Raw genomic sequence first — 19,283 nt, forward strand, 5'->3', positions numbered from 1 at the left:
GCTGGTTTCCGATACTCCAGCGTGCCGCGCGGACAGGGGACGTCTCGTAGCTTGAGAGCGTGATTACTGCTGTGCGGACCAGGGCCGAGGCGTTCCGCGCCGACGCCCTGGCCCGGTTCCGCGGCCTGACCGTGGTGCGCCTGGTCGGCGACCTGGTCGTCATGGTCGCCGCGCTCCTGCTGGACGTGTGGCCGGGCCCGTGGGCCGAGACGAAGGCGACGGGCTGGTCGCTCGCCGGCATCGCCGCCGTCTACGTGGTGCTGCTGCCGCTGCGGCACCTGTTCCCGGCGACGACCATGATCGGAGGTGCGGCGCTGCCCTTCCTCGGACCGGCGGCGATGGTCGTGCTGAGCTACACGGCGGGCCGCCGGATCGAATCGTGGGTCAAGGCCGTCGCGTCGACCGCGCTGACGTTCGTCGTCGTGGTCCTGCTGTGGGACTGGGACGCGCGCCCGCTCGAGTTCGACCCCGTCTACGGGATGCTCATCCTCATCACGATCTTCGGCGTGGGCGTGGCGCTGCCGTTCCTCGTCGGCCGGTACCTCGCGCAGCGCGAGGCGCTCGTCCAGGCCATGCAGGACCGCGAGGCGCGCATGCGCGGCGAGCACAAGATGCTGTCGCGGCAGGTCCGCCTGCGCGAACGCAGCCGCATCGCCCAGGACATGCACGACAGCCTCGGCCATCGGCTCTCCCTGATCTCGGTGCACGCTGGCGCCCTGGCGCTGGACCCGTCGCTGGGGGAGAAGCAGCGCGAGGCGATCGGGGTGCTGCGCTCGGCGGCGCTGACCGGCATGGGGGAGCTGCGGGCGATCATCGGCGTTCTGCGGGCCGAGGACGGTCCCGACGACGACCCGGCGACACGCACCGCGGAGTCCATCGACTCGTTGGTCACCGACGCGCGCAAGGCTGGTGTTCTGGTCAGTCTGGTGCGCGGCGGACAAGCACACCCTTTGCCGTCCCGTGTCTCTCACGCGGCTTATCGCGTCGCGCAGGAGGGGCTCACGAACGCCGCCAAGCACGCGCCGGGCGCGGCCGTGCAGGTGACGGTGAAGTACGAGCCGGACGCCCTGGTCGTCGAAGTCCGCAACAACCCGTCACGCAACGGCTCGCCGAGCGGCGCACCGGGCGTGGGACTCATCGGCCTGACGGAACGCGTGCGCGTGGCGGGCGGCATCCTGCACGTGGGCGCGCTGCCGTCCGGTGGCTTCCGCATCGCCGCCGTGCTGCCGTACGAGGAGACCGCGCTCCCCGACGAGCCCGAGGACGAGCAGGACGAGACCGAGTCGCCGCGCGGCATCCGCAAGTGGGCGGGCGTCGGCTCCATCGCGGGCGCGTCCGTGGTGCTGGCGATCATCATCGGCGGCTTCACGTACCTCGGCGCGCAACCGGTGACCGAGGTCGTCTCGCAGGAGAACCTGGACAAGATCCAGGAGGGCCAGCCCGAGGCCGACGTGCGCGCGTTGCTCCCGAACGGCGACGAGCCCCTGGTGGCCGACGGCGAACGCAAGTCGCAGGCCTCCCCGGAGCCGCCCGGTGCCCGGTGCGTCTACCACATCACCGACGAGCAGTCGTACCTCGCGAAGGGCACCAGGGTGGTGCGTTTCTGCTTCCGGGACGGCAAGCTGGTCGAGAAGAAGATCCACGTTCAGAGGACTGGTCAATGATCCGGGTGCTCATCGCCGACGACGAGCCGTTGATGCGCGCCGGCATCAAGGCCATCCTCGGCACCGCCGACGACATCGAGCTCGTGGCGGAGGCCGGCGACGGCCGCGAGGCGCTGCAGGTCGTGCGCGAACGCCGCGTGGACGTGGCGGTGCTCGACATCCGCATGCCGCGCATGGACGGTCTGGCGTGCGCCCGCGAGCTGCGGACGGTGGCGCCGTCCGTGCGGGTCGTGATGCTGACGACGTTCGGCGAGGACGACAACATCGTGCGGGCCCTGTCCGACGGCGCCGCGGGCTTCCTGCTGAAGGACTCCGCGCCCGAGGAGCTGTTGCGCGCCGTGCGCGCGGTGAACAACGGCGAGGCGTACCTGTCGCCGATGGTCACGTCCCGCGTGGTCGGCATGGTGGCGACGTCCGGGCAGCCGAAGCGGCAGGAGGCGCAGAAGGCCGTCGAGGGGCTGACCGAGCGGGAGGTCGAGGTGCTGGCGCTGCTCGGGCAGGGGATGTCGAACGCGGACGTCGGCGCGAAGCTGCACATGTCCGAGGCGACGGTGAAGACGTACGTGTCGCGGTTGCTGGCGAAGCTGGGGCTGACGAACCGGGTGCAGGCGGCTCTGCTGGCGCGGGACGCGGGCATCGCGAACTGACCCGGAAAAGACGAGAGGCCGTTCGGGTGTCACCCGAACGGCCTCAAACGTCGTGTGTGCGGCTAAGCGTGGCTGCGTCGTCCCGTGACCAGGCGGTAGACGCCCAGCAGGACCAGCGATCCGACGATGGCCAGCAGCCACGTCCGGAGATCGAAGAAATTGCCCAGGCTGGTCCCGAAGATGGCCGACCCGATGAAACCGCCCAGGATCGCGCCGACGATGCCGATCAGCATCGTGATGATGATTCCGCCCGGGTCCTTACCCGGCATGATCGCCTTGGCGATGGCTCCGGCCAGCAGGCCGAGCACGATCCATCCGAGGATGCCCACCGAGAATCTCCTTCCAACGACTTGACGATCGTGGAATGCCCTCGATCCGGCGACTTCACACCTCCAAAACCACTCCGTTATCAAAGTAGCGGGCCGTGCCGAGGCTCTCAGGCACTCTCCGGAACAATGAGGGGCGATGAGTACTCCACGCACTGTCCTGATCCTGGGGTCGACCGGTTCGGTCGGGACCCAGGCGCTCGACGTCATCCGGCGCAACCGCGACCGCTTCCAGGTCGTCGGGCTCGGCGCGGGTGGGCGTCAGCTGGACCTGCTGAAGCAGCAGGCAGCAGAGTTCGACGTGAAGACGGTCGCCGTGGCCAACGGCGCCGACGTGCCCGGTGTCAGGACGCTGACCAGCATGGTCGACCTGATCGAGGCGTGTCCGGCGGACGTCGTCCTCAACGGCATGGACGGGTCCAGGGGGCTCGAGCCGTCGCTCAAGGTGCTCGAGACCGGCGCCGTGCTCGCGCTCGCGAACAAGGAGTCGCTCATCGCGGGTGGGTCGCTCGTGCTCAAGGCGGCCAAGCCGGACCAGATCGTCCCGGTCGACTCCGAGCACTCGGCACTCGCGCAGTGCCTTCGCGGCGGCACCGAGAACGAGGTCCACAAACTCGTTCTGACGGCCTCCGGCGGGCCGTTCCGGGGCAAAAGCCGCGAAGAACTCGAATCGGTCACCGTGCAGCAGGCCATGGCGCACCCGACGTGGTCGATGGGGCAGGTCGTCACCATCAACTCGGCGAACCTCGTCAACAAGGGCCTGGAGCTGATCGAGGCGCACCTGCTGTTCGGCGTGCCCTACGACCGCGTCGACGTGGTCGTGCACCCGCAGTCCGTCATTCACTCGATGGTGACCTTCACGGACGGCTCGACGCTCGCGCAGGCGTCGCCTCCGGACATGCGGCTCCCCATCTCGCTGGGCCTCGGGTGGCCCGAGCGCGTACCGGGTGCGGCCGCCGCCTGTACCTTTGACACCGCCACCTCGTGGACGTTCGAGCCGCTGGACACCGTGACCTTCCCGGCGGTCGAGCTCGCGCGGCAGGCCGGCAAGGCGGGTGGGTGCCACCCTGCGATCTACAACGCCGCGAACGAGGAGGCACTCGCCTCATTCGTGGCGGGGAAGACGTCGTTCCTGTCGATCGTGGACACCATCGGCCAGGTTCTCGGCGAGGCGAACGATTGGCAGAAGGACCCCGCGGACGTCGCGGAGGTGCTGGCCGCCGAGGACTGGGCACGCGCACGTGCCCGCGAGCTGGTTGGAAGGAACTGAACTACTCGTGAACACATTCATCAACATCCTCGGGGTGCTGTTGTTCGCGTTCGGCATCGCGGTGTCCATCGCGCTGCACGAGTTCGGGCACCTGCTGACCGCCAAGGCCTTCGGCATGAAGGTCACCCGCTACTTCATCGGTTTCGGCCCGAAGATCTTCTCGTTCCGCAAGGGCGAGACCGAGTACGGCCTGAAGGCGATCCCGGCCGGCGGTTTCTGCGAGATCACCGGCATGACGGCGCTGGACGACGTCCACCCGGACGACCGCAAGCGCGCCTTCTACAACCAGAAGGTGTGGAAGCGCGTCGTCGTGCTGGCCGCCGGCTCCATCACGCACTTCATCCTCGGCTTCCTCATCCTGCTCGTCCTCGCGATGTCGCTCGGCCTGCCGAACAACAAGGACCTCCCGGTCCTCGCCGAGATCACGCCGTGCGTCCAGGACCACACCGTCGGCCTCACCGCGCCGTGCCAGCCGGGCGCCCCGGCCCCGGCCAAGGACGCGGGCCTGAGGCCCGGCGACGAGGTCACGGCCATCGCCGGCAAGCCGATCTCGACGTGGTCGGAGATGCTCAAGGTCACCCGCGACCTGAGCGGCCCGACCGAGTTCAAGGTCAAGCGCAACGGCGAGGAACTGGCCCTCACGGTGAACGTGCCGAAGGTCACCCGCGAGGTGACGGACGGCAAGGGCGGCCGCGAGGTCAAGGAGGTCGGCGCCATCGGCGTCACCTGGCAGCAGAACTTCGAGTACAGCCCGCTCGCGGCGGTGCCGGCGTCCATCGCGTTCACCGGCGACATGTTCGTGAACACCTGGAAGGGCCTCATGCGCTTCCCGGAGCGCATCCCGGCCGTGGTCAAGGCCATCGGCGGCGGCGAGCGCGACCTCGACACCCCCATCTCCGTCGTGGGCGCGTCGCGCCTGGGCGGTGACGCGGCGGAGCGGGGCCTCTGGGCGTTCTTCATCCTGATGCTGGCGGGCCTGAACTTCTTCGTGGGTGTGTTCAACCTCCTGCCGCTGCTCCCGCTTGACGGTGGTCACATCGCCGTCAACCTCTACGAACGGGTGCGAGACTGGGTGAGGAAGCTCCGCGGGAAGCCCGCCGGCGCACCGGTCAACTACATGCGCCTGCTGCCCCTCACCTACGTGGTCATCTTCATCGGTGGCGCCATCACGCTGCTGACCGTGACCGCCGACATCGTCAACCCGATCAGGTTGCAGTAGTGATTTACGGAAAGGTGCACAACCCATGAGTGACGGCGTGATGCTCGGAATGCCGGCACTGCCGCCGCCGGTGCTGTCGGAACGTCGCAAGACCAGGCAGCTGATGGTCGGCAACGTCGGTGTCGGCAGCGAGTTCCCCGTCTCCGTCCAGTCGATGACGACGACCCTCACCTCGGACGTCAACGCGACGCTGCAGCAGATCGCGGAACTCACCGCGGCCGGCTGCGACATCGTCCGGGTCGCCTGCCCGTCGCAGGACGACGCGGACGCGCTGCCGGCGATCGCCAAGAAGTCCCAGATCCCGGTGATCGCCGACATCCACTTCCAGCCGAAGTACGTCTTCGCCGCCATCGAGGCCGGCTGCGCCGCGGTGCGCGTGAACCCCGGCAACATCCGCAAGTTCGACGACCAGGTGAAGGAGATCGCGGCCGCCGCGCGCGACCACGGCACCCCGATCCGCATCGGCGTCAACGCGGGCTCGCTCGACCCCCGCCTGCTGCAGAAGTACGGCAAGGCCACCCCGGAGGCCCTGGCCGAGAGCGCGATGTGGGAGGCCTCGCTCTTCGCGGAGCACGACTTCCACGACATCAAGATCTCGGTCAAGCACAACGACCCGGTGGTCATGATCCGCGCCTACGAACTGCTGGCCGAGCAGTGCGACTACCCGCTGCACCTGGGCGTCACCGAGGCGGGCCCGGCCTTCCAGGGCACCATCAAGTCCGCCGTGGCCTTCGGCGCGCTCCTGCGCCAGGGCATCGGCGACACGATCCGCGTGTCGCTGTCCGCCCCGCCGGTCGAGGAGATCAAGGTCGGCCACCAGATCCTCCAGTCGCTCAACCTGCGCCCGCGCAAGCTGGAGATCGTGTCCTGCCCGTCCTGCGGCCGCGCGCAGGTGGACGTCTACACGCTCGCCGAGCAGGTCACGGCCGGTCTGGAGGGCATGGAGGTGCCGCTGCGCGTCGCCGTCATGGGCTGCGTCGTGAACGGCCCCGGTGAGGCCCGCGAGGCCGACCTGGGCGTGGCGAGCGGCAACGGCAAGGGCCAGATCTTCGTCAAGGGCAAGGTCATCAAGACCGTCCCCGAGCACGCGATCGTCGAGACCCTCATCGAAGAGGCCATGCGCCTCGCCGAGGAGATGGAGCCGGTAGAGGGCGGCGCGCCCGCCGTCACCGTCGGCTAGCAGCAACAACAGCACCACCGACGGGCGCTCCCACGGGGCGCCCTTCGCTTTGTCGCGACGCCGAAGCCATCCGTCACCGCGAGAACCGGCGTGCCACCTCGACGGGACGGTTCGCACAGCGGCCGCAGAATAAACGCAACCACCATCACCCCTGCTCCGCACCAACGGCTGATCCCAATTCGCGCGCGAATCTGGCACGCTGGATGACGTGCTGAGGCTGGCCGGAGCGCGCGTGCTGGACGAACGCGACCTGATCGACGTACGCGGGGTCTTCGAATCAGACCCCGTAGCCGCGTGCATGGTCGCCGCAAGGGTCGAAGTCGCCGGCCTGGACCCGTGGCGCCTCGGTGGCGAGATGTGGGGTTCGGACAGCAAGCCGACCAGGGGCACGATCGACGGCCTGTGCTTCAGCGGCCCGAACCTGATCCCCCTCAAGGGCAGCGCGGCGGCCATGCGCATGTTCGCGGACAGGGCCCGCCGCAGAGGCCGCATGTGCTCCAGCCTGGTGGGCCCGGCCGAACAGGTCCTCACCCTCTGGGACGAGCTCCGGCCGGACTGGGGCCCGGCCAGGGAGGTCAGGGCGGACCAGCCCCTCATGGCCATCTCGACGGCCCCGAAGACCACCCCGGACCCCGCGGTCCGGCAGGTCAGGCCGAGCGAGCTGAACCGCTACCTGCCCGCGGCGATCAGCATGTTCATCGAAGAGGTCGGCATCGACCCGTGCGCCGAGGACGGCGGCGCGGGCTATCGCGCACGAGTCACCGAGCTCATCGCCGCGGGCCGGGCGTTCGCCAGGTTCGAGGACGGCGAGGTCGTCTTCAAGGCCGAGATCGGCGCCATGTCGAGCCGCGTCGGACAGATCCAGGGGGTCTGGGTGCGCCCGGACCGCAGGGGCGAGGGCATCGGCACGGCGGGCACGGCGGCCGTCGCCGACCGCCTCACCAGGGTTCTGAACAGGACCGCGAGCCTCTACGTCAACGGCTACAACCACGTGGCGCAGGCCGCCTACCGCCGAATCGGTTTCGAACAGGTCGGGCAATACGCCACTGTCCTCTTCTGAGAGGGCATACTCGCGCGAGTGCGCCTACTCGCGATGATCACGGTGGTGCTGGTGACGGTGAGCGGCTGCGGGCTGTTCGAGTCGGAACCGGGGGCACCGGAGATCACCAACGACTTCCTGGCGAAGCTCGCGTCCGGTGACGTGCGGGGTGCCGCCGGGATGACCGACAACCCCGCCGAGGCCGAGGAGACCCTGGAGAAGTTCCGGGGTGCCCTGAAACCGGAGGGGCTCAGCAGCAAGGTCGACCAGATCCGCAAGAACGGCGAGACGGCGTCCGAGGCGAGCGTCACCCTCGACTGGGACCTCGGCAAGAACCGCCACTGGACGTACCCGGCCAAGTTCGACGTGCGCCAGGAGGGCGACACGTGGAAGGTCCACTGGGCCTCGTCGGTGGCGCACCCGAAGCTCGCGCCGCAGCAGTCCGTGCGGCTCACGGAGCTCAAGCCCGACCCGGCGCCGGTGCTCGACCGCGACGGCACGCCGCTGCTGGCGCCGGAACGGGTCGTGTCGGTGCTGCTCGTCGCGAAGGAGGCCGGGGACGTCGGGGCCGTCAGCAAGGCCCTCGCGGACGCGCTCAACCCGCTCGACAAGGCCATCACCCAGCAGACGATCACCGACGGCGTGGCCAAGACGCCGGAGGGGCAGGCCTACCAGGTCGCGGCGCTGCGCGATCCGGACTACCAGTCGGTGAAGCCCGCCATCTACGAGCTGCCGGGCGTGCGGTTCAGCTCGCAGACGTCGCTGCTGGCGCCGAGCCGCAACTTCGGCTCGCAGGTGCTGCCGGCCGTGCGCAAGCTGGTCGAGAACGACATCGCCGGTGACGCGGGCTTCCGGATCGCCACGGTCGACGCGCAGGGCAACGAGGTCGACGAGCTGCACTCGAAGGCGCCCGAGCCCGCCAAGGCCGTGAGCACCGCGTTGTCCCGCTCGATCCAGGCCGCCGCCGAGGACGCCGTCGAACCGGTCACGCAGCCCGCGATCCTCGTCGCGATCCAGCCGTCGACCGGGGACGTCCTCGCCGTCGCGCAGAACGACCCGGCCGACGCGCAGGGGGCTCTCGCGCTGACCGGCCGCTTCCCACCGGGTTCGACGATGAAGGCCGTGAGCGCGCTCGCCGCGATCCAGTCCGGCAAGGCCGCCGCCGACACCCCGCTGCCGTGCCCCGGCAAGACCACCATCGACGGGCGGCGGATCGTGCCGAACTCCTCGGAGTTCGACAAGGGCACCATCCCGTTCCGCTCGGCGTTCGCGTTCTCCTGCAACACCACGTTCGCGCAGCTCGCCGTCGACATGCCGGCGGACCTGCTGACGAACTCCGCGCTGTCGCTCGGCCTCGGCGTCGACTTCGACGTCCCCGGGCTGACCACGATCACCGGCTCCGTGCCGCCCGCGACCGACGTCGTGGAACGGGCGGAGGACGCCTTCGGGCAGGGCAAGGTGCTGGCGTCGCCGTTCGGCATGGCGCTGGTCGGCGCGTCCATCGCGAAGGGCTCGATGCCGGTGCCGCAACTGGTGCGGGGCAAGGAGACCAAAGCGGACAAGCAGCCGGCCGCACCGCCCGCCGCCGCGCTCGACCCGGTGCGGCAGATGATGCGCGAGGTCGTCGACTACGGCACTGCACCGCAACTCAAGCCGTACGGAGACGTGCGCGGGAAGACTGGTACCGCACAGTTCGGTGACGGAGTGCACTCGCACGGGTGGTTCATGGGTTACCGGGGCGATCTCGCGTTCGCGACCCTGGTGCTCAGCGGTGAGACTTCGACCCCGGCCGTGGACGTGGCGGTGAGGTTCCTCAAGGCGGTGCCGTGATGAGCAAGACCAGCGACCTGACGTTGCGCGAACGCCTGCTGCGGGCAGGCATCCTCCTGCCCGCGCCGCGCGTGCCCGAACCTCGTGCCGAGGACCAGGTTCAGGGTGGTCCGCGCGTAGGCGGCTAATGTGGAACGCATGGCTGTTCGTGCCCCACTGCAACCCGGTGTGCAATCTCCGCGGCGTCAGGTGCCCTCGCGCATCGTGCGTCCCGAGTACGTCGACAAGCCCGCGCCGCAGCGCGGCACCGACCCCTGGGTGCAGACGCCGGAGATCATCGAAGCCATGCGCGTCGCCGGCCGTCTCGCGGCCCAGGCGCTGCAGGAGGCCGGCAAGGTCGTCGTGCCCGGCGTGACGACGGACGAGATCGACGCGGTGGCGCACGAGTTCCTGTGCGACAACGGCGCGTACCCGTCGACGCTGGGCTACCGCGGCTTCCCGAAGTCGTGCTGCACCTCGCTGAACGAGGTCATCTGCCACGGCATCCCGGACAGCACCGTCGTCGAGGACGGCGACATCGTCAACATCGACGTCACGGCCTTCATCGGCGGCGTGCACGGCGACACGAACGCCACCTTCCTCGCGGGCGACGTCTCGGAGGAGGCCAAGCTCCTCGTCGAGCGCACGCACGAGGCGACCATGCGCGCCATCAAGGCCGTGAAGCCCGGTCGCGAGCTCAACGTCGTCGGCCGCGTCATCGAGGCGTACGCGAAGCGGTTCGGCTACGGCGTCGTGCGCGACTTCACCGGCCACGGCATCGGCCGGACGTTCCACAGCGGCCTCGTGGTGCTGCACTACGACGAGCCGTCGGTGAAGACCGTGCTCGAGCCCGGCATGACGTTCACGATCGAGCCGATGATCACGCTCGGGGACTACGAGGGCGAGATGTGGGACGACGGCTGGACCGTCACCACCAAGGACAAGAGCTGGACCGCCCAGTTCGAGCACACGATCGTCGTGACCGAGACCGGCTCGGAGATCCTCACAGTCTGCTGACCACGGACTTCACCGCGGCCGCGACCGACGAGGGCGACGTCGCGGCCGCCAGGTGGTGCGCCTCGACGCGCTCGACCGGCCACCCGAGCCCTTCCGCGCGCACCGCCGCGTCCTCGTAGACCGGGGACAGCAGCACGTAGCCGCAGGGTCCGGGCCACTCGACGCTCGGGCGCTGCTCCTTCAGGAACTCCCACGGCACCTCGGGTGCCTCGTCGCGCATCTCCTCGCGCAGGCCGGCGGGCACGAGCCGCAGCGGGTCGGAGTCGAACCAGCGGTCCCAGCGCGGCAGCCTGCCGTCGCGCACGGACGCCTTGACCTGGCTCACCAGGGCGGGGTCGACGGTCTCGCGCCACGCCCTGCCCGGCGTCGGCAGGTCGGAGTCGAGGAACACGAGGCCGGCCACGTCCAGTTCGAGGGCGTCGGCGAAGGCGGGGAGCAGCGGACCGGCTCCGCTGTGGCCCACGAGGACCAGCGGGCCGGACACCCCGGCGTCCTCCAGTGCGTCGGCGAAGGCGCCGATCAGCCGCTGGTGCACCGGGGCCTCGTTGACCGTCATCTGCAGGTCGACGAGCAGGACGGCCACCCCGTCGGAGGCCAGTTCGTCGGCGAGCGGGCGCATGCTCGACGGGCCGAGGAACGGGCTGTGCATGAGCACGACGGTGACCATGGGGGTGATGATGGCAGCATTGGCGTCCATGCGGGGCGCGATGTTGATCTGTGGGACGACCTCCGACGCGGGCAAGAGCGTCCTGGTGGCCGGTCTGTGCCGGTTCCTGGCACGCCAGGGCGTCGACGTCGTGCCGTTCAAGGCCCAGAACATGTCGAACAACTCGTTCGTCACACTCGACGGCGGTGAGATCGGGCGGGCGCAGGCGGTGCAGGCGCGGGCGGCGTTCAAGGAGCCCAGCGTCCGGTTCAACCCGGTGCTGCTCAAGCCCGGCAGCGACCGCACGTCCCAGGTCGTCGTGCTCGGGCAGGCGGTCGGCGAGGTGTCGGCGCTGAGCTACCGCGACCGCAAGCGGCAGCTGCTCGGCACCGTGCTGTCCACTTTGGACGAGCTGCGGCGCGACCACGAGGTCGTCGTGTGCGAGGGCGCGGGCTCGCCCGCCGAGATCAACCTGCGCGCCGACGACATCGCGAACATGGGCCTCGCGGTCAACGCGCACCTGCCGGTGCTCGTGGTCGGCGACATCGACCGCGGTGGCGTGTTCGCGCACCTCTTCGGCACGGTCGCGGTGCTGGACGCGGCCGACCAGGCGCTGGTCTCGGGGTTCGTCGTCAACAAGTTCCGCGGCGACCAGCGCCTGCTCGAACCCGGGCTGCGCCAGCTGAAGGCGCTCACCGGCCGGCCGGTGCTCGGCGTGCTGCCGTGGCGCGAGGAGCTGTGGCTCGACGCCGAGGACTCGTTGTCCTACAACGCCGACGGCGTGATCGGCCGGCCTCGGCCGCCGGTGAGGGACTGGCTGCGCGTCGCCGTGATCCGGCTGCCGCGCATCTCGAACGCCACCGACGTGGAGGCGCTGGCGTGCGAGCCCGGCGTCTCGGTGCGGTTCGTGACGGAGCCGTCGAGGCTGGCCGACGCGGACCTGGTGGTGCTGCCCGGCTCGAAGGCCACCGTCTCCGACCTCGCCTGGCTGCGCGAAACCGGCCTGGCACAGGCGATCGCGCGCTTCGACGGCCCGGTCCTCGGCATCTGCGGGGGGTTCCAGATGCTCTCGAAGCGGATCGAGGACGACGTCGAGTCCGGGCGCGGCGCGGTCGACGGGCTCGGCCTGCTCGACGTCGACATCCGCTTCCGGCGGCGCAAGACGCTGGCCACGCCGTCGGACGTCGCCTGGGGCGAACCCGTCACGGGGTACGAGATCCACCACGGCCAGGTCGTCCGCAGCGCCGAGCAGCCGTTGATCGGCGACGAGGGCGCGCAGACCGACAGGGTCCTCGGCACGCACTGGCACGGCCTGCTGGAGAACGACGCGTTCCGCCGCAGGTTCCTGCGCTGGGCCGCCGACCGCGCCGGCCGCGACTTCGAGCCGGCCGAGGTGAGCTTCCAGGCCGCCCGCGAGGCCCAGCTGGACCTGCTGGGCGACCTGGTCGCCGACCACCTCGACACGAAGGCCGTCATCGACCTGCTGGAACGAGGGGTTCCGGCAGGACTGCCGTTCGTGCCGCCCGGCGCCCCAGCAGCTGCGGGATAGCGAGCCCGGCCAGCACGAGCCCGCCGGCCGCGGCCTGCAGCCCGCTCAGGTCCTCGCCGAGGAACGCCCACGCCGAGAACATCCCGAACACCGGCACCAGCAGCGAGAACGGCGCCACGACGGATGACTCGTACTGGCGCAGCAGGAACCCCCAGAGGGCGAACCCGAGCAGCGTCGAGATCCACGCGACGTACCCGACCGCGCCGATCCCGGACCAGCCGAGGTCGCCGAGCGCGCTCATGTCCTCCGTGAGGGCCGACAGCGCGAACAACGGCAGCACCGCGACCGCGCTCACCCACACCATGAACCGCAGCGCGTCCGCGGGTCGTGCGTACCGCATCAGCACGTTCGACACGCCCCAGCAGGCCGCCGCGGCGATCAGCAGCACGAACCCGAGCAGGGGCGACGAGAGCCCGTAGTCCCACGCGATGACCCCGATGCCCGCGACGGCCAGCGCGATCCCGGTGATCTGCACGGACTTCGGCCGTTCGCGGAGCACGACCGCCGCGAACAGGGTCGTGAAGATCACCTGGCTCTGCAGGACCAGCGACCCGAGGCCCGCCGGCATGCCCGCCTTCAGGCCGATGAACAGGAAGCTGAACTTCGCGACGCCCAGCACCAGCCCGACGGAGACGATCCAGCGCCACGCCACCCTCGGCCGCCCGACGAAGAAGATCGCGGGGACCGCCGCCGCGAGGAAGCGCAGCGCGGAGAACAGGATCGGCGGGAACTCGTCGAGGCCGACCTTGAGCACGACGAAGTTGAAGCCCCAGATGGCGGCGACGAGAACGGCGAGCAGGACGTGGCGGGGACTCATGGGCTCAAGCTTGCGCGTGCTAACTGTTTAGCACTAGTTCCGATTCCTAAGGTGATGGGTTTAGCATCACTACATGCTCGATCTCGGCAGACTGAAGGCCCTGCACGCCGTCGCCACCCACGGGACCGTCGGCGCCGCTGCGGACGTGCTCGGCTACACGCCGTCCGCCGTCTCGCAGCAGATCGCCAAGCTCGAACGCGAGACTCGCACCACGCTGCTGGAGCGCAACGGACGCGGTGTGCGCCTCACCGACGCGGCCCGGCTGCTCGCCGAGACCGCCGACCAGGTGCTCAAGCTCGTGGAGGAGGCCGAGGTGGCGCTGGAGGAACAGCGCGGCGCCGCGATCGGCAGGCTCTGCGTCGGCTCCTTCGCCACGGCGGCGCGCGGCCTGCTGCCCGAGGTGCTCGCGCGGCTGGGCGAGCAGCACCCGGCACTCGACGTGCGGCTCACGGAGATCGACCCGCCCTACGCCACCGAGGCGGTCGCCCGCGGTGAGCTCGACATGGCGATCGTGCACGACTGGGCGAACACGCCGTTGCCCGTGCCGGAGTCGCTGTCCCGCGAGTACCTCGTCGAGGACGTCGCCGAGGTGCTGATCCCCGCCACGAACCCGCTGGCGCACAGGGAGTTCCTCGAACCGGTCGACCTCGCCGGCGAGCGGTGGATCTGCCAGACCGAGGGCTCGATCTGCTTCGACTGGCTGGAGCGGACGTTCCACGGCGCGGGCATCGAACCCGTGGTGGCCTACCGGATCAGCGAGTACCGGACGCAGATCGCGTTGCTGGACAAGGGGATCGGGGTCGCGCTGATCCCGCGGCTCGGCAGGGGGGAGGTGCCGGGCACGGTCAGGATCGTGCCGTTGCGGCCCACGCCCACCCGGCGGCTGTACGCGGTGTGGCGGACCCAGGCCTCGCGCAGGCCCGCCATCACCGCGGCGCTCGACGTGATCAGGCAGGTCGCCTAGGGCGCCACGACGACATGGGGCTTCTTCGGTGCCATCACCTTGAGCACCGCCTTGGCCTCCCGGATCACGCCGGCCATGTCCTTCTTCGTGGTCTTGGAGTAGGGCTCGATCGTCAGCGTCGCCGCGTCCTTGTTCTCCACCACGTTCCAGGTGCCGCGCAGGAACCCGTCCACGAGGAACGTCGGCGGGAACACGGCGTTGCGAACCGCGCCCCACCGCGAGCGCGCGTCCTCGCTCATGATCCGCCTGCGGTCGGCGTGCCCGAGCAGCACGTTGTCGAACGCGGGGAGCAGCCGTGCGGGCGCGGGCACGTCCTCGGGCACGATCACGCCGTCCGGGACGTCGAGCAGCACCTTGCCGTCCTCGTTGCGGTACTCCACGAGGTCGAGGTCCGCCGCGTGCGCCTTGAGCCCGACCAACCGCGACCAGGCCTGCATGTCCGCGAGCGTCGCCGGCCCGAACGCCCGCAGGTACCGCTCGACGAGCTCCGGCACCGCGGCCTTCTCCGGCAGCTCGCGGCCGAGCCACGTGGCCATGGCGACGTTTTGCGGAACACCGCCCACGCCCCAGATCCCGCGCGGCGGCACCTGGATCATCGGCACGAGCATCTGCGCCTGCGTCGACAGCTCGCGGGCCTTCGCCCCGGGGAAGTGCTCCTCGAGGTGCGCGCCGATCTCGGCGACCGTGCGCGGCTCGGCGTCGACGTACTCGCGCGTGATCCGGGCGAGCTTCTCGAGGTCGACCTCGACGCGCGTGGCGGGCGGCATCACGGTCTTCGCCCACTTGTTCAGCTCCGGCTGCAACGCCGTGCGCATGAGGTACACGTCGTCGGCCGAGATCAGGTGCAGGGTGCCGCGCCACAGCGTCATCCGCACCAGGGAGCGGTCGATGATGAGCTTGCTCAGCGCGTCGACCTTGTACGGCTTGAGCCGCGCCCAGAGGGCGAGGTAGGGCGGGATCGGCGCCTGCGCCTGCAGGCCGCCGAGGTGTTCGACGGCCTGGACGATCGGCATGTCGGTGCGTTGCAGCAACATCTGCCGCGCGAGGAGCGTGCGGTTGAGGGTGCGGTGGGAAAGTGTTGTGCTCATAGTGATCCGAAGAACTTCCTGATGTCTTGGACCAGCAGGTCCGGCTCCTCCATCGCGGCGAAGTGGCCGCCGCGGTCGAACTCCGTCCAGTGCACGATCGACGGGATCGTCTTCTCCGCCAGCGACCGCACCGGCAGGCTGAGGTCGTGCGGGAAGACGGCCACGCCCGTCGGCACGGTCGACGGCTGCTGCTTGCCCCAGGCCGCGGACTGCTCCTTGTAGAGCGCCGCGGACGAGCCCGCGGTGGCGGTGAACCAGTAGACGGACACGTTGGTCAGCATCCGGTCGCGGTCCACGGCGTCCTCGGGCACGCCGTTGTTGTCCGTCCAGTCGTGGAACTTCTCCGCGATCCACGCGAGCTGTCCGACCGGTGAGTCCGTCAGGGCGTACGAGAGAGTGCGCGGCCGGCTGCGTTGCAGGTGCATGTAGCCGGAGAGTTCCTTCTGGTAGTGGTCGAGCGATTCCAGCGCCCGCATCTCCTCGGGCGAGAGGTCGTTCACGCCCTGCGGACGGAACGTCTGCAGCATGTTCACGTGCACGCCGACGACGTGGTCGGGGAACACCCGGCCGATCTCCTGCGCGATGCCCGAGCCCCAGTCGCCGCCCTGCGTGCCGTAGCGGTCGTAGCCCAGGGCTTCCATCAGCTTCGCGAACGCCCACGACACGCGCAGGACGTTCCAGCCGGACTTGCGCACCGGGCCCGAGAAGCCGAAGCCCGGGATCGACGGGATCACCAGGTGGAAGTCCTGCGAGAGCGGCTCGACCACGTCCAGGAACTCGACCACCGAGCCCGGCCAGCCGTGCACGAGCAGCAGGGGCAGCGCGTCCGGGTTCTTCGAGCGGACGTGCAGGAAGTGGATGCGCTGCCCGCTCACCTCGGTCGTGAACTGCGGGTGGGAGTTCAGCCGCTCCTCCTGCGCACGCCAGTCGAACCCGTCGGCCCAGTACTCGGCGAGCGGGCGCAGGTAGCTCAGCGGGATGCCGTAGGACCAGCCGACACCGGGCAGGTCGTCCTCCGGCCAGCGGGTGCCGGCCAGGCGGGCGCGGAGGTCGTCGACCTCGGCCTGCGGGATCTCGATGCGGAACGGCGTGATCTCCATGGCCCCCGCTATGGGCTCGTGCGGACAGCCGTTGTCCGCGTTTTCAGCAGAACTTCTCGATCAGCTCCTCGAAGAACCCGCCCGCCTCGATCGCCGCCTTCTCCTGGTCGCCGTCGCGGACCGCGTGCAACAGCCCGGTGTGCGACACCTGGTCGGTGCCAGGCTGGCTGGTGTCGACAGAGGCCGCCACCGAAGCTTTGACCGCCTCGGTCAAGCCCCGGTAGAGCTCGGCTAGAAGAGTGTTGTGCGAGCACTGGACGAGCAGCACGTGGAACGCCGTGTCGTGCTCGACCACCTCGACCCACTGCTCCGCCTCCATCGCCGCGTCGCGCTTGTGCAGCAACTCGGTGAGGCGCGCGAGCTCGGCGTCGGTGCGGTGCTTGGCGGCCAGGCGCGCGCCCTCCACCTCGAGGGTGCGGCGGACCTGGAGCACCTCCCTGAGCTCCGACCCGCACATGCGGCGGACCGCGCCGGAGATCTCGCTGGTCGCGCGGACGAACGTGCCGTCGCCCTGCCGCACCTCCAGCAGGCCCGCGTGCGACAGCGCCCGCACGGCTTCCCGGACTGTGTTCCGACCTACCCCGAGCGCGGTGACGAGCTCGGGCTCGGGCGGGATGCGCTGCCCGACGGGCCATTCACCAGTGGTGATCGCGCCGCGCATCTGCTCGATCACCTGGTCGACGAGGCCCGCCCGCCGGGTAGTGGCCAACGGCACAGCGTCATCCTTTCATCCGAACATCCTACGTCTGCGATAGTGGCTCGCGTGACGCTTCAGCAGACGACTCCCGCCGCACAGACTGCCACCGATCGAGGTCGCAGGGTGACGGTCGTCAAGAATCGTCACGTTCCGCTGGTCGGGTCCACGATGCTCGCGATCGGGGTCGCCCTCGCTGCCGCGAATCTCCGGCCTGCGGTCACCAGTCTGGCCTCGGTCCTCGGCGATGTCCGCGCCGCCCTGGGCGTTTCGGCCGCTTGGACCAGCGCGCTGACGGCCGTTCCGGCGCTCTGCTTCGGCTTCGCGGCGTTCGCGGCCCCCTGGCTCGGCCGCCGTCTCGGCATGGCCCGCGCGATCGGTCTGTCACTGGGGGTGCTCACGCTCGGCCTGGTGCTGCGCGTGATCGACGGCCCCTGGGTCGTGCTGGGCGGCACCTTCATCGCGTGTGCGGGCATCGCGGTGTCCAACGTGCTGATCCCGGTGGTCGTGAAGGCCTCGTTCCCGGACAAGGTCGGCCTCATCACCGGTGTCTACACCGGGACGCTGTCCGCGGGCGCCGCGCTCGCCGCCGCCCTGACGCCGCGCCTGGAGGACTACCTCGGCTCGTGGCGCCTCGCCGTCGGCGCGTGGGCGCTGCTGTCGGCCGGTGCGGTGATCGTGTGGTTCGCCGGCGCGCGGCACGGTTCCGAAGCCTCGGTCGTGCGCTCCACCGCTCCCGCGGAGAAGCGTTCACTGCTGCGCAGCCCGCTGGCGTGGGTGATCACCGCGTTCTTCGGCCTGCAGTCGCTGTTCGCCTACACCGTCATGGGCTGGCTGCCCGCGATGCTCGTGGACTCCGGCGTCGACCGGAACACCGCCGGCATGCTGCTCGCCGTCTCGATGCTGCTGAGCGTCCCGGTCAGCCTGTTCGTGCCACCGATCGCCGCGCGGTTGCGCAGCCAGGGCCGGATGGTGCTGGCGCTCGGCGCGCTGTCGTTCGCGGGCATGCTCGGCATGCTGGTGGCGCCCGCCGCGGCGCCCGGCCTGTGGGTGGTGCTGATCGGGTTCGGCATGGGCATGTTCCCGCTGGCGCTGCTGATCATGTCGTTGCGCACGAAGTCCACTTCGGACACCGCGCGGCTGTCCGCGATGGCGCAGAGCCTCGGCTACCTGATCGCGGCCTCCGGGCCGTTCGCGTTCGGCGTGCTGCGCGAGGCCACCGGCACCTGGACCACGTCGCTGGTCCTGCAACTGGTGCTGCTGGCCGCGCTGACCGCGCTCGGCATGATCGCCGGCCGTCCCCGCTACGTCTGAGCACAGCCGGTCAGGAATCGAGAAGCACGGCGTTCCCGCCGGTCCTAGCGTTGCCGGCATGGACATCACCCTTCACGCGACGTTCCTGCCGCACACCGACCCCGACGCCTCGCTGGCGTTCTACCGGGACCTGCTCGGCTGGGAGGTCCGCGCGGACGTCGGCCAGGGCGCGCTGCGCTGGATCACCGTCGCCCCCGCCGGGGCGAGCTCGTCGGTCGTCCTGGAGCCGCCGGCCATGGCGGAGGGCCTCACCGACTCCCACCGCACCGCCATCGCCGAGATGATCGAGAACGGCTCCTACGCCTTCATCACCCTCGCGACGCCCGATCTCGCGGGCGCGTTCGAGGCGTTGCAGGCGGGCGGAGCGGACGTCGTGCAGGAGCCGGCGGACCAGCCGTGGGGCGTGCGCGACTGCGTGTTCCGCGACCCGGCGGGCAACACGGTCCGCATCCAGCAGGCCTGATCCCCCTCAGCCGGACACGAAACCGCGGTGCAGCACCGTGAGCTGGTCGGCGAGGTAGCGCGCCCACGCCTTCGCCCTGTCCCGGTCCGGTGCCGCGCCGCCGAAGCTGACGGGCCCGATGGCGCCGAGCCTGCGCACCATGCGCGTGACGTCGTCGGGCACCGGAGGCGTGCCGCGGTGGAACAGCCACAGGGGCGTGCACTTGAGGGAAGCCTTGTGCCGCCGCACGAATCTGTGCGCGTCCCGTGCGGCGGCATCACCCATGATCACGGCACCGAACCCGTGCAGCGTCTCCGCGGCGGCGACCGGGAGCACGCTGACCCTCAGGCCGCAGCCCGCGAGCTCGGTGCCGATGATCTGGGCGATTTCGTCCGTGGCGGCGATTTTCGACGTGTACGCGACGAGGACTTTGCCTGCCATCGCCGCATCCTGGCCCGTGCGAGCGAATCGCGGCAGCGGCGGCGGAAGACCCTGTCG

Annotated in this window: 20 protein-coding genes; 13 read left to right on the top strand and 7 right to left on the bottom strand. The window is 70.2% G+C overall.

Annotation, left to right across the window (positions count from 1 at the left end; translation table 11 throughout):
• Nucleotides 1-59 precede the first annotated feature (59 nt).
• Both V1227_RS35605 and V1227_RS35610 read left to right on the top strand, forming a co-directional pair.
• Nucleotides 60-1,664 carry a histidine kinase gene (locus V1227_RS35605; protein ID WP_329789559.1) on the top strand — a complete coding sequence of 535 codons (1,605 nt, stop codon included), beginning with the start codon at nucleotides 60-62 and terminating at the stop codon, nucleotides 1,662-1,664.
• A complete protein-coding gene (locus V1227_RS35610; protein ID WP_236225233.1) occupies nucleotides 1,661-2,311 on the top strand; it encodes a response regulator in 651 nt (216 codons plus the stop codon). The genes V1227_RS35605 and V1227_RS35610 overlap by 4 nt, the downstream gene beginning before the upstream one ends.
• A 62-nt stretch (nucleotides 2,312-2,373) precedes the next feature.
• Here V1227_RS35610 and V1227_RS35615 read toward each other — a convergent pair whose 3' ends face one another.
• On the bottom strand, nucleotides 2,374-2,640 hold the full coding sequence (locus tag V1227_RS35615; RefSeq protein WP_236225234.1) for a GlsB/YeaQ/YmgE family stress response membrane protein: 267 nt from the start codon (nucleotides 2,638-2,640) through the stop codon (nucleotides 2,374-2,376).
• A gap of 136 nt (nucleotides 2,641-2,776) precedes the next feature.
• On the opposite strand from V1227_RS35615, the gene dxr reads away from it, so the two are divergent.
• The 7 genes from dxr to map all read left to right on the top strand — a co-directional run bounded on the left by dxr (nucleotide 2,777) and on the right by map (nucleotide 10,171).
• A complete protein-coding gene (gene dxr, locus V1227_RS35620; RefSeq protein ID WP_329789560.1) occupies nucleotides 2,777-3,907 on the top strand; it encodes a 1-deoxy-D-xylulose-5-phosphate reductoisomerase in 1,131 nt (376 codons plus the stop codon).
• Nucleotides 3,908-3,914: 7 nt separating this feature from the next.
• Nucleotides 3,915-5,126 carry a M50 family metallopeptidase gene (locus V1227_RS35625; RefSeq protein WP_329789561.1) on the top strand — a complete coding sequence of 404 codons (1,212 nt, stop codon included), beginning with the start codon at nucleotides 3,915-3,917 and terminating at the stop codon, nucleotides 5,124-5,126.
• 49 nt (nucleotides 5,127-5,175) lie between these two features.
• Complete coding sequence (ispG, locus tag V1227_RS35630) at nucleotides 5,176-6,306, top strand: flavodoxin-dependent (E)-4-hydroxy-3-methylbut-2-enyl-diphosphate synthase (RefSeq protein WP_329794190.1); 1,131 nt, start codon at nucleotides 5,176-5,178, stop codon at nucleotides 6,304-6,306.
• 208 nt (nucleotides 6,307-6,514) lie between these two features.
• Nucleotides 6,515-7,366, top strand: a complete 852-nt coding sequence (locus tag V1227_RS35635; protein WP_329789562.1) for a GNAT family N-acetyltransferase — start codon at nucleotides 6,515-6,517, stop codon at nucleotides 7,364-7,366.
• Between the two features lie 18 nt (nucleotides 7,367-7,384).
• Nucleotides 7,385-9,175, top strand: a complete 1,791-nt coding sequence (locus V1227_RS35640; RefSeq protein WP_329789563.1) for a penicillin-binding transpeptidase domain-containing protein — start codon at nucleotides 7,385-7,387, stop codon at nucleotides 9,173-9,175.
• A complete protein-coding gene (locus tag V1227_RS35645) occupies nucleotides 9,175-9,303 on the top strand; it encodes a hypothetical protein (RefSeq protein ID WP_329789564.1) in 129 nt (42 codons plus the stop codon). The genes V1227_RS35640 and V1227_RS35645 overlap by 1 nt, the downstream gene beginning before the upstream one ends.
• Before the next feature lie 10 nt (nucleotides 9,304-9,313).
• Nucleotides 9,314-10,171 carry a type I methionyl aminopeptidase gene (gene map / locus V1227_RS35650; RefSeq protein ID WP_090096010.1) on the top strand — a complete coding sequence of 286 codons (858 nt, stop codon included), beginning with the start codon at nucleotides 9,314-9,316 and terminating at the stop codon, nucleotides 10,169-10,171.
• On the opposite strand, the gene V1227_RS35655 is transcribed toward map, so the two are convergent.
• Nucleotides 10,158-10,838, bottom strand: a complete 681-nt coding sequence (locus V1227_RS35655) for a hypothetical protein (RefSeq protein ID WP_329789565.1) — start codon at nucleotides 10,836-10,838, stop codon at nucleotides 10,158-10,160. The genes map and V1227_RS35655 overlap by 14 nt on opposite strands.
• 28 nt (nucleotides 10,839-10,866) lie before the next feature.
• Between V1227_RS35655 and V1227_RS35660 the strand changes: the two genes are divergently transcribed.
• A complete protein-coding gene (locus V1227_RS35660; protein ID WP_329794191.1) occupies nucleotides 10,867-12,366 on the top strand; it encodes a cobyric acid synthase in 1,500 nt (499 codons plus the stop codon).
• Here the strand turns inward: V1227_RS35660 and V1227_RS35665 are convergent.
• Nucleotides 12,290-13,183, bottom strand: a complete 894-nt coding sequence (locus V1227_RS35665; RefSeq protein WP_329789566.1) for an EamA family transporter — start codon at nucleotides 13,181-13,183, stop codon at nucleotides 12,290-12,292. The two genes, V1227_RS35660 and V1227_RS35665, sit on opposite strands and share 77 nt — an antisense overlap.
• 73 nt (nucleotides 13,184-13,256) lie before the next feature.
• On the opposite strand from V1227_RS35665, the gene V1227_RS35670 reads away from it, so the two are divergent.
• Nucleotides 13,257-14,147: a LysR family transcriptional regulator gene (locus V1227_RS35670; RefSeq protein ID WP_329789567.1), complete on the top strand. Its 891-nt coding sequence runs from the start codon at nucleotides 13,257-13,259 to the stop codon at nucleotides 14,145-14,147.
• Here V1227_RS35670 and V1227_RS35675 read toward each other — a convergent pair.
• Genes V1227_RS35675 through V1227_RS35685 form a run of 3 tightly spaced genes read right to left on the bottom strand, consistent with a single transcriptional unit; the run spans nucleotide 14,144 to nucleotide 17,050 of the window.
• Nucleotides 14,144-15,235, bottom strand: a complete 1,092-nt coding sequence (locus V1227_RS35675) for a winged helix DNA-binding domain-containing protein (protein WP_329789568.1) — start codon at nucleotides 15,233-15,235, stop codon at nucleotides 14,144-14,146. The two genes, V1227_RS35670 and V1227_RS35675, sit on opposite strands and share 4 nt — an antisense overlap.
• The gene (locus V1227_RS35680; protein ID WP_329789569.1) at nucleotides 15,232-16,335 is read right to left on the bottom strand and encodes an epoxide hydrolase family protein; all 1,104 of its coding nucleotides are present in this window, start codon (nucleotides 16,333-16,335) and stop codon (nucleotides 15,232-15,234) included. The genes V1227_RS35675 and V1227_RS35680 overlap by 4 nt, the downstream gene beginning before the upstream one ends.
• Before the next feature lie 43 nt (nucleotides 16,336-16,378).
• A complete protein-coding gene (locus tag V1227_RS35685; protein WP_329789570.1) occupies nucleotides 16,379-17,050 on the bottom strand; it encodes a FadR/GntR family transcriptional regulator in 672 nt (223 codons plus the stop codon).
• A gap of 105 nt (nucleotides 17,051-17,155) precedes the next feature.
• Here V1227_RS35685 and V1227_RS35690 point away from each other — a divergent pair, with 105 nt between their 5' ends.
• The gene (locus V1227_RS35690; RefSeq protein WP_329789571.1) at nucleotides 17,156-18,343 is read left to right on the top strand and encodes a CynX/NimT family MFS transporter; all 1,188 of its coding nucleotides are present in this window, start codon (nucleotides 17,156-17,158) and stop codon (nucleotides 18,341-18,343) included.
• A 58-nt stretch (nucleotides 18,344-18,401) separates the two neighbouring features.
• Nucleotides 18,402-18,806 (top strand): VOC family protein, encoded by a 405-nt coding sequence (locus V1227_RS35695; protein WP_329789572.1) that lies wholly within the window; start codon nucleotides 18,402-18,404, stop codon nucleotides 18,804-18,806.
• 6 nt (nucleotides 18,807-18,812) lie between these two features.
• Here V1227_RS35695 and V1227_RS35700 read toward each other — a convergent pair whose 3' ends face one another.
• Entirely contained in the window at nucleotides 18,813-19,226 is a 414-nt protein-coding gene (locus V1227_RS35700) for a hypothetical protein (protein ID WP_329789573.1), read from the bottom strand.
• Between the last annotated feature and the right edge of the window lie 57 nt (nucleotides 19,227-19,283).

The organism is Lentzea sp. DG1S-22 (assembly GCF_036321065.1).
In the GTDB taxonomy this organism is placed as follows: Bacteria; Actinomycetota; Actinomycetes; order Mycobacteriales; family Pseudonocardiaceae; genus Lentzea; species Lentzea jiangxiensis.

Coding starts and splice junctions, on each gene's coding strand:
- dxr (WP_329789560.1), top strand. CDS start 2,777: ATGAGTACTCCACGCACTGTCCTGATCCTGGGGTCGACCGGTTCGGTC.
- V1227_RS35680 (WP_329789569.1), bottom strand. CDS start 16,335: ATGGAGATCACGCCGTTCCGCATCGAGATCCCGCAGGCCGAGGTCGAC.
- V1227_RS35675 (WP_329789568.1), bottom strand. CDS start 15,235: ATGAGCACAACACTTTCCCACCGCACCCTCAACCGCACGCTCCTCGCG.
- V1227_RS35695 (WP_329789572.1), top strand. CDS start 18,402: ATGGACATCACCCTTCACGCGACGTTCCTGCCGCACACCGACCCCGAC.
- V1227_RS35645 (WP_329789564.1), top strand. CDS start 9,175: ATGAGCAAGACCAGCGACCTGACGTTGCGCGAACGCCTGCTGCGGGCA.
- V1227_RS35700 (WP_329789573.1), bottom strand. CDS start 19,226: ATGGCAGGCAAAGTCCTCGTCGCGTACACGTCGAAAATCGCCGCCACG.
- V1227_RS35610 (WP_236225233.1), top strand. CDS start 1,661: ATGATCCGGGTGCTCATCGCCGACGACGAGCCGTTGATGCGCGCCGGC.
- V1227_RS35665 (WP_329789566.1), bottom strand. CDS start 13,183: ATGAGTCCCCGCCACGTCCTGCTCGCCGTTCTCGTCGCCGCCATCTGG.
- V1227_RS35660 (WP_329794191.1), top strand. CDS start 10,867: ATGCGGGGCGCGATGTTGATCTGTGGGACGACCTCCGACGCGGGCAAG.
- ispG (WP_329794190.1), top strand. CDS start 5,176: ATGCCGGCACTGCCGCCGCCGGTGCTGTCGGAACGTCGCAAGACCAGG.
- V1227_RS35670 (WP_329789567.1), top strand. CDS start 13,257: ATGCTCGATCTCGGCAGACTGAAGGCCCTGCACGCCGTCGCCACCCAC.
- V1227_RS35655 (WP_329789565.1), bottom strand. CDS start 10,838: ATGGTCACCGTCGTGCTCATGCACAGCCCGTTCCTCGGCCCGTCGAGC.
- map (WP_090096010.1), top strand. CDS start 9,314: ATGGCTGTTCGTGCCCCACTGCAACCCGGTGTGCAATCTCCGCGGCGT.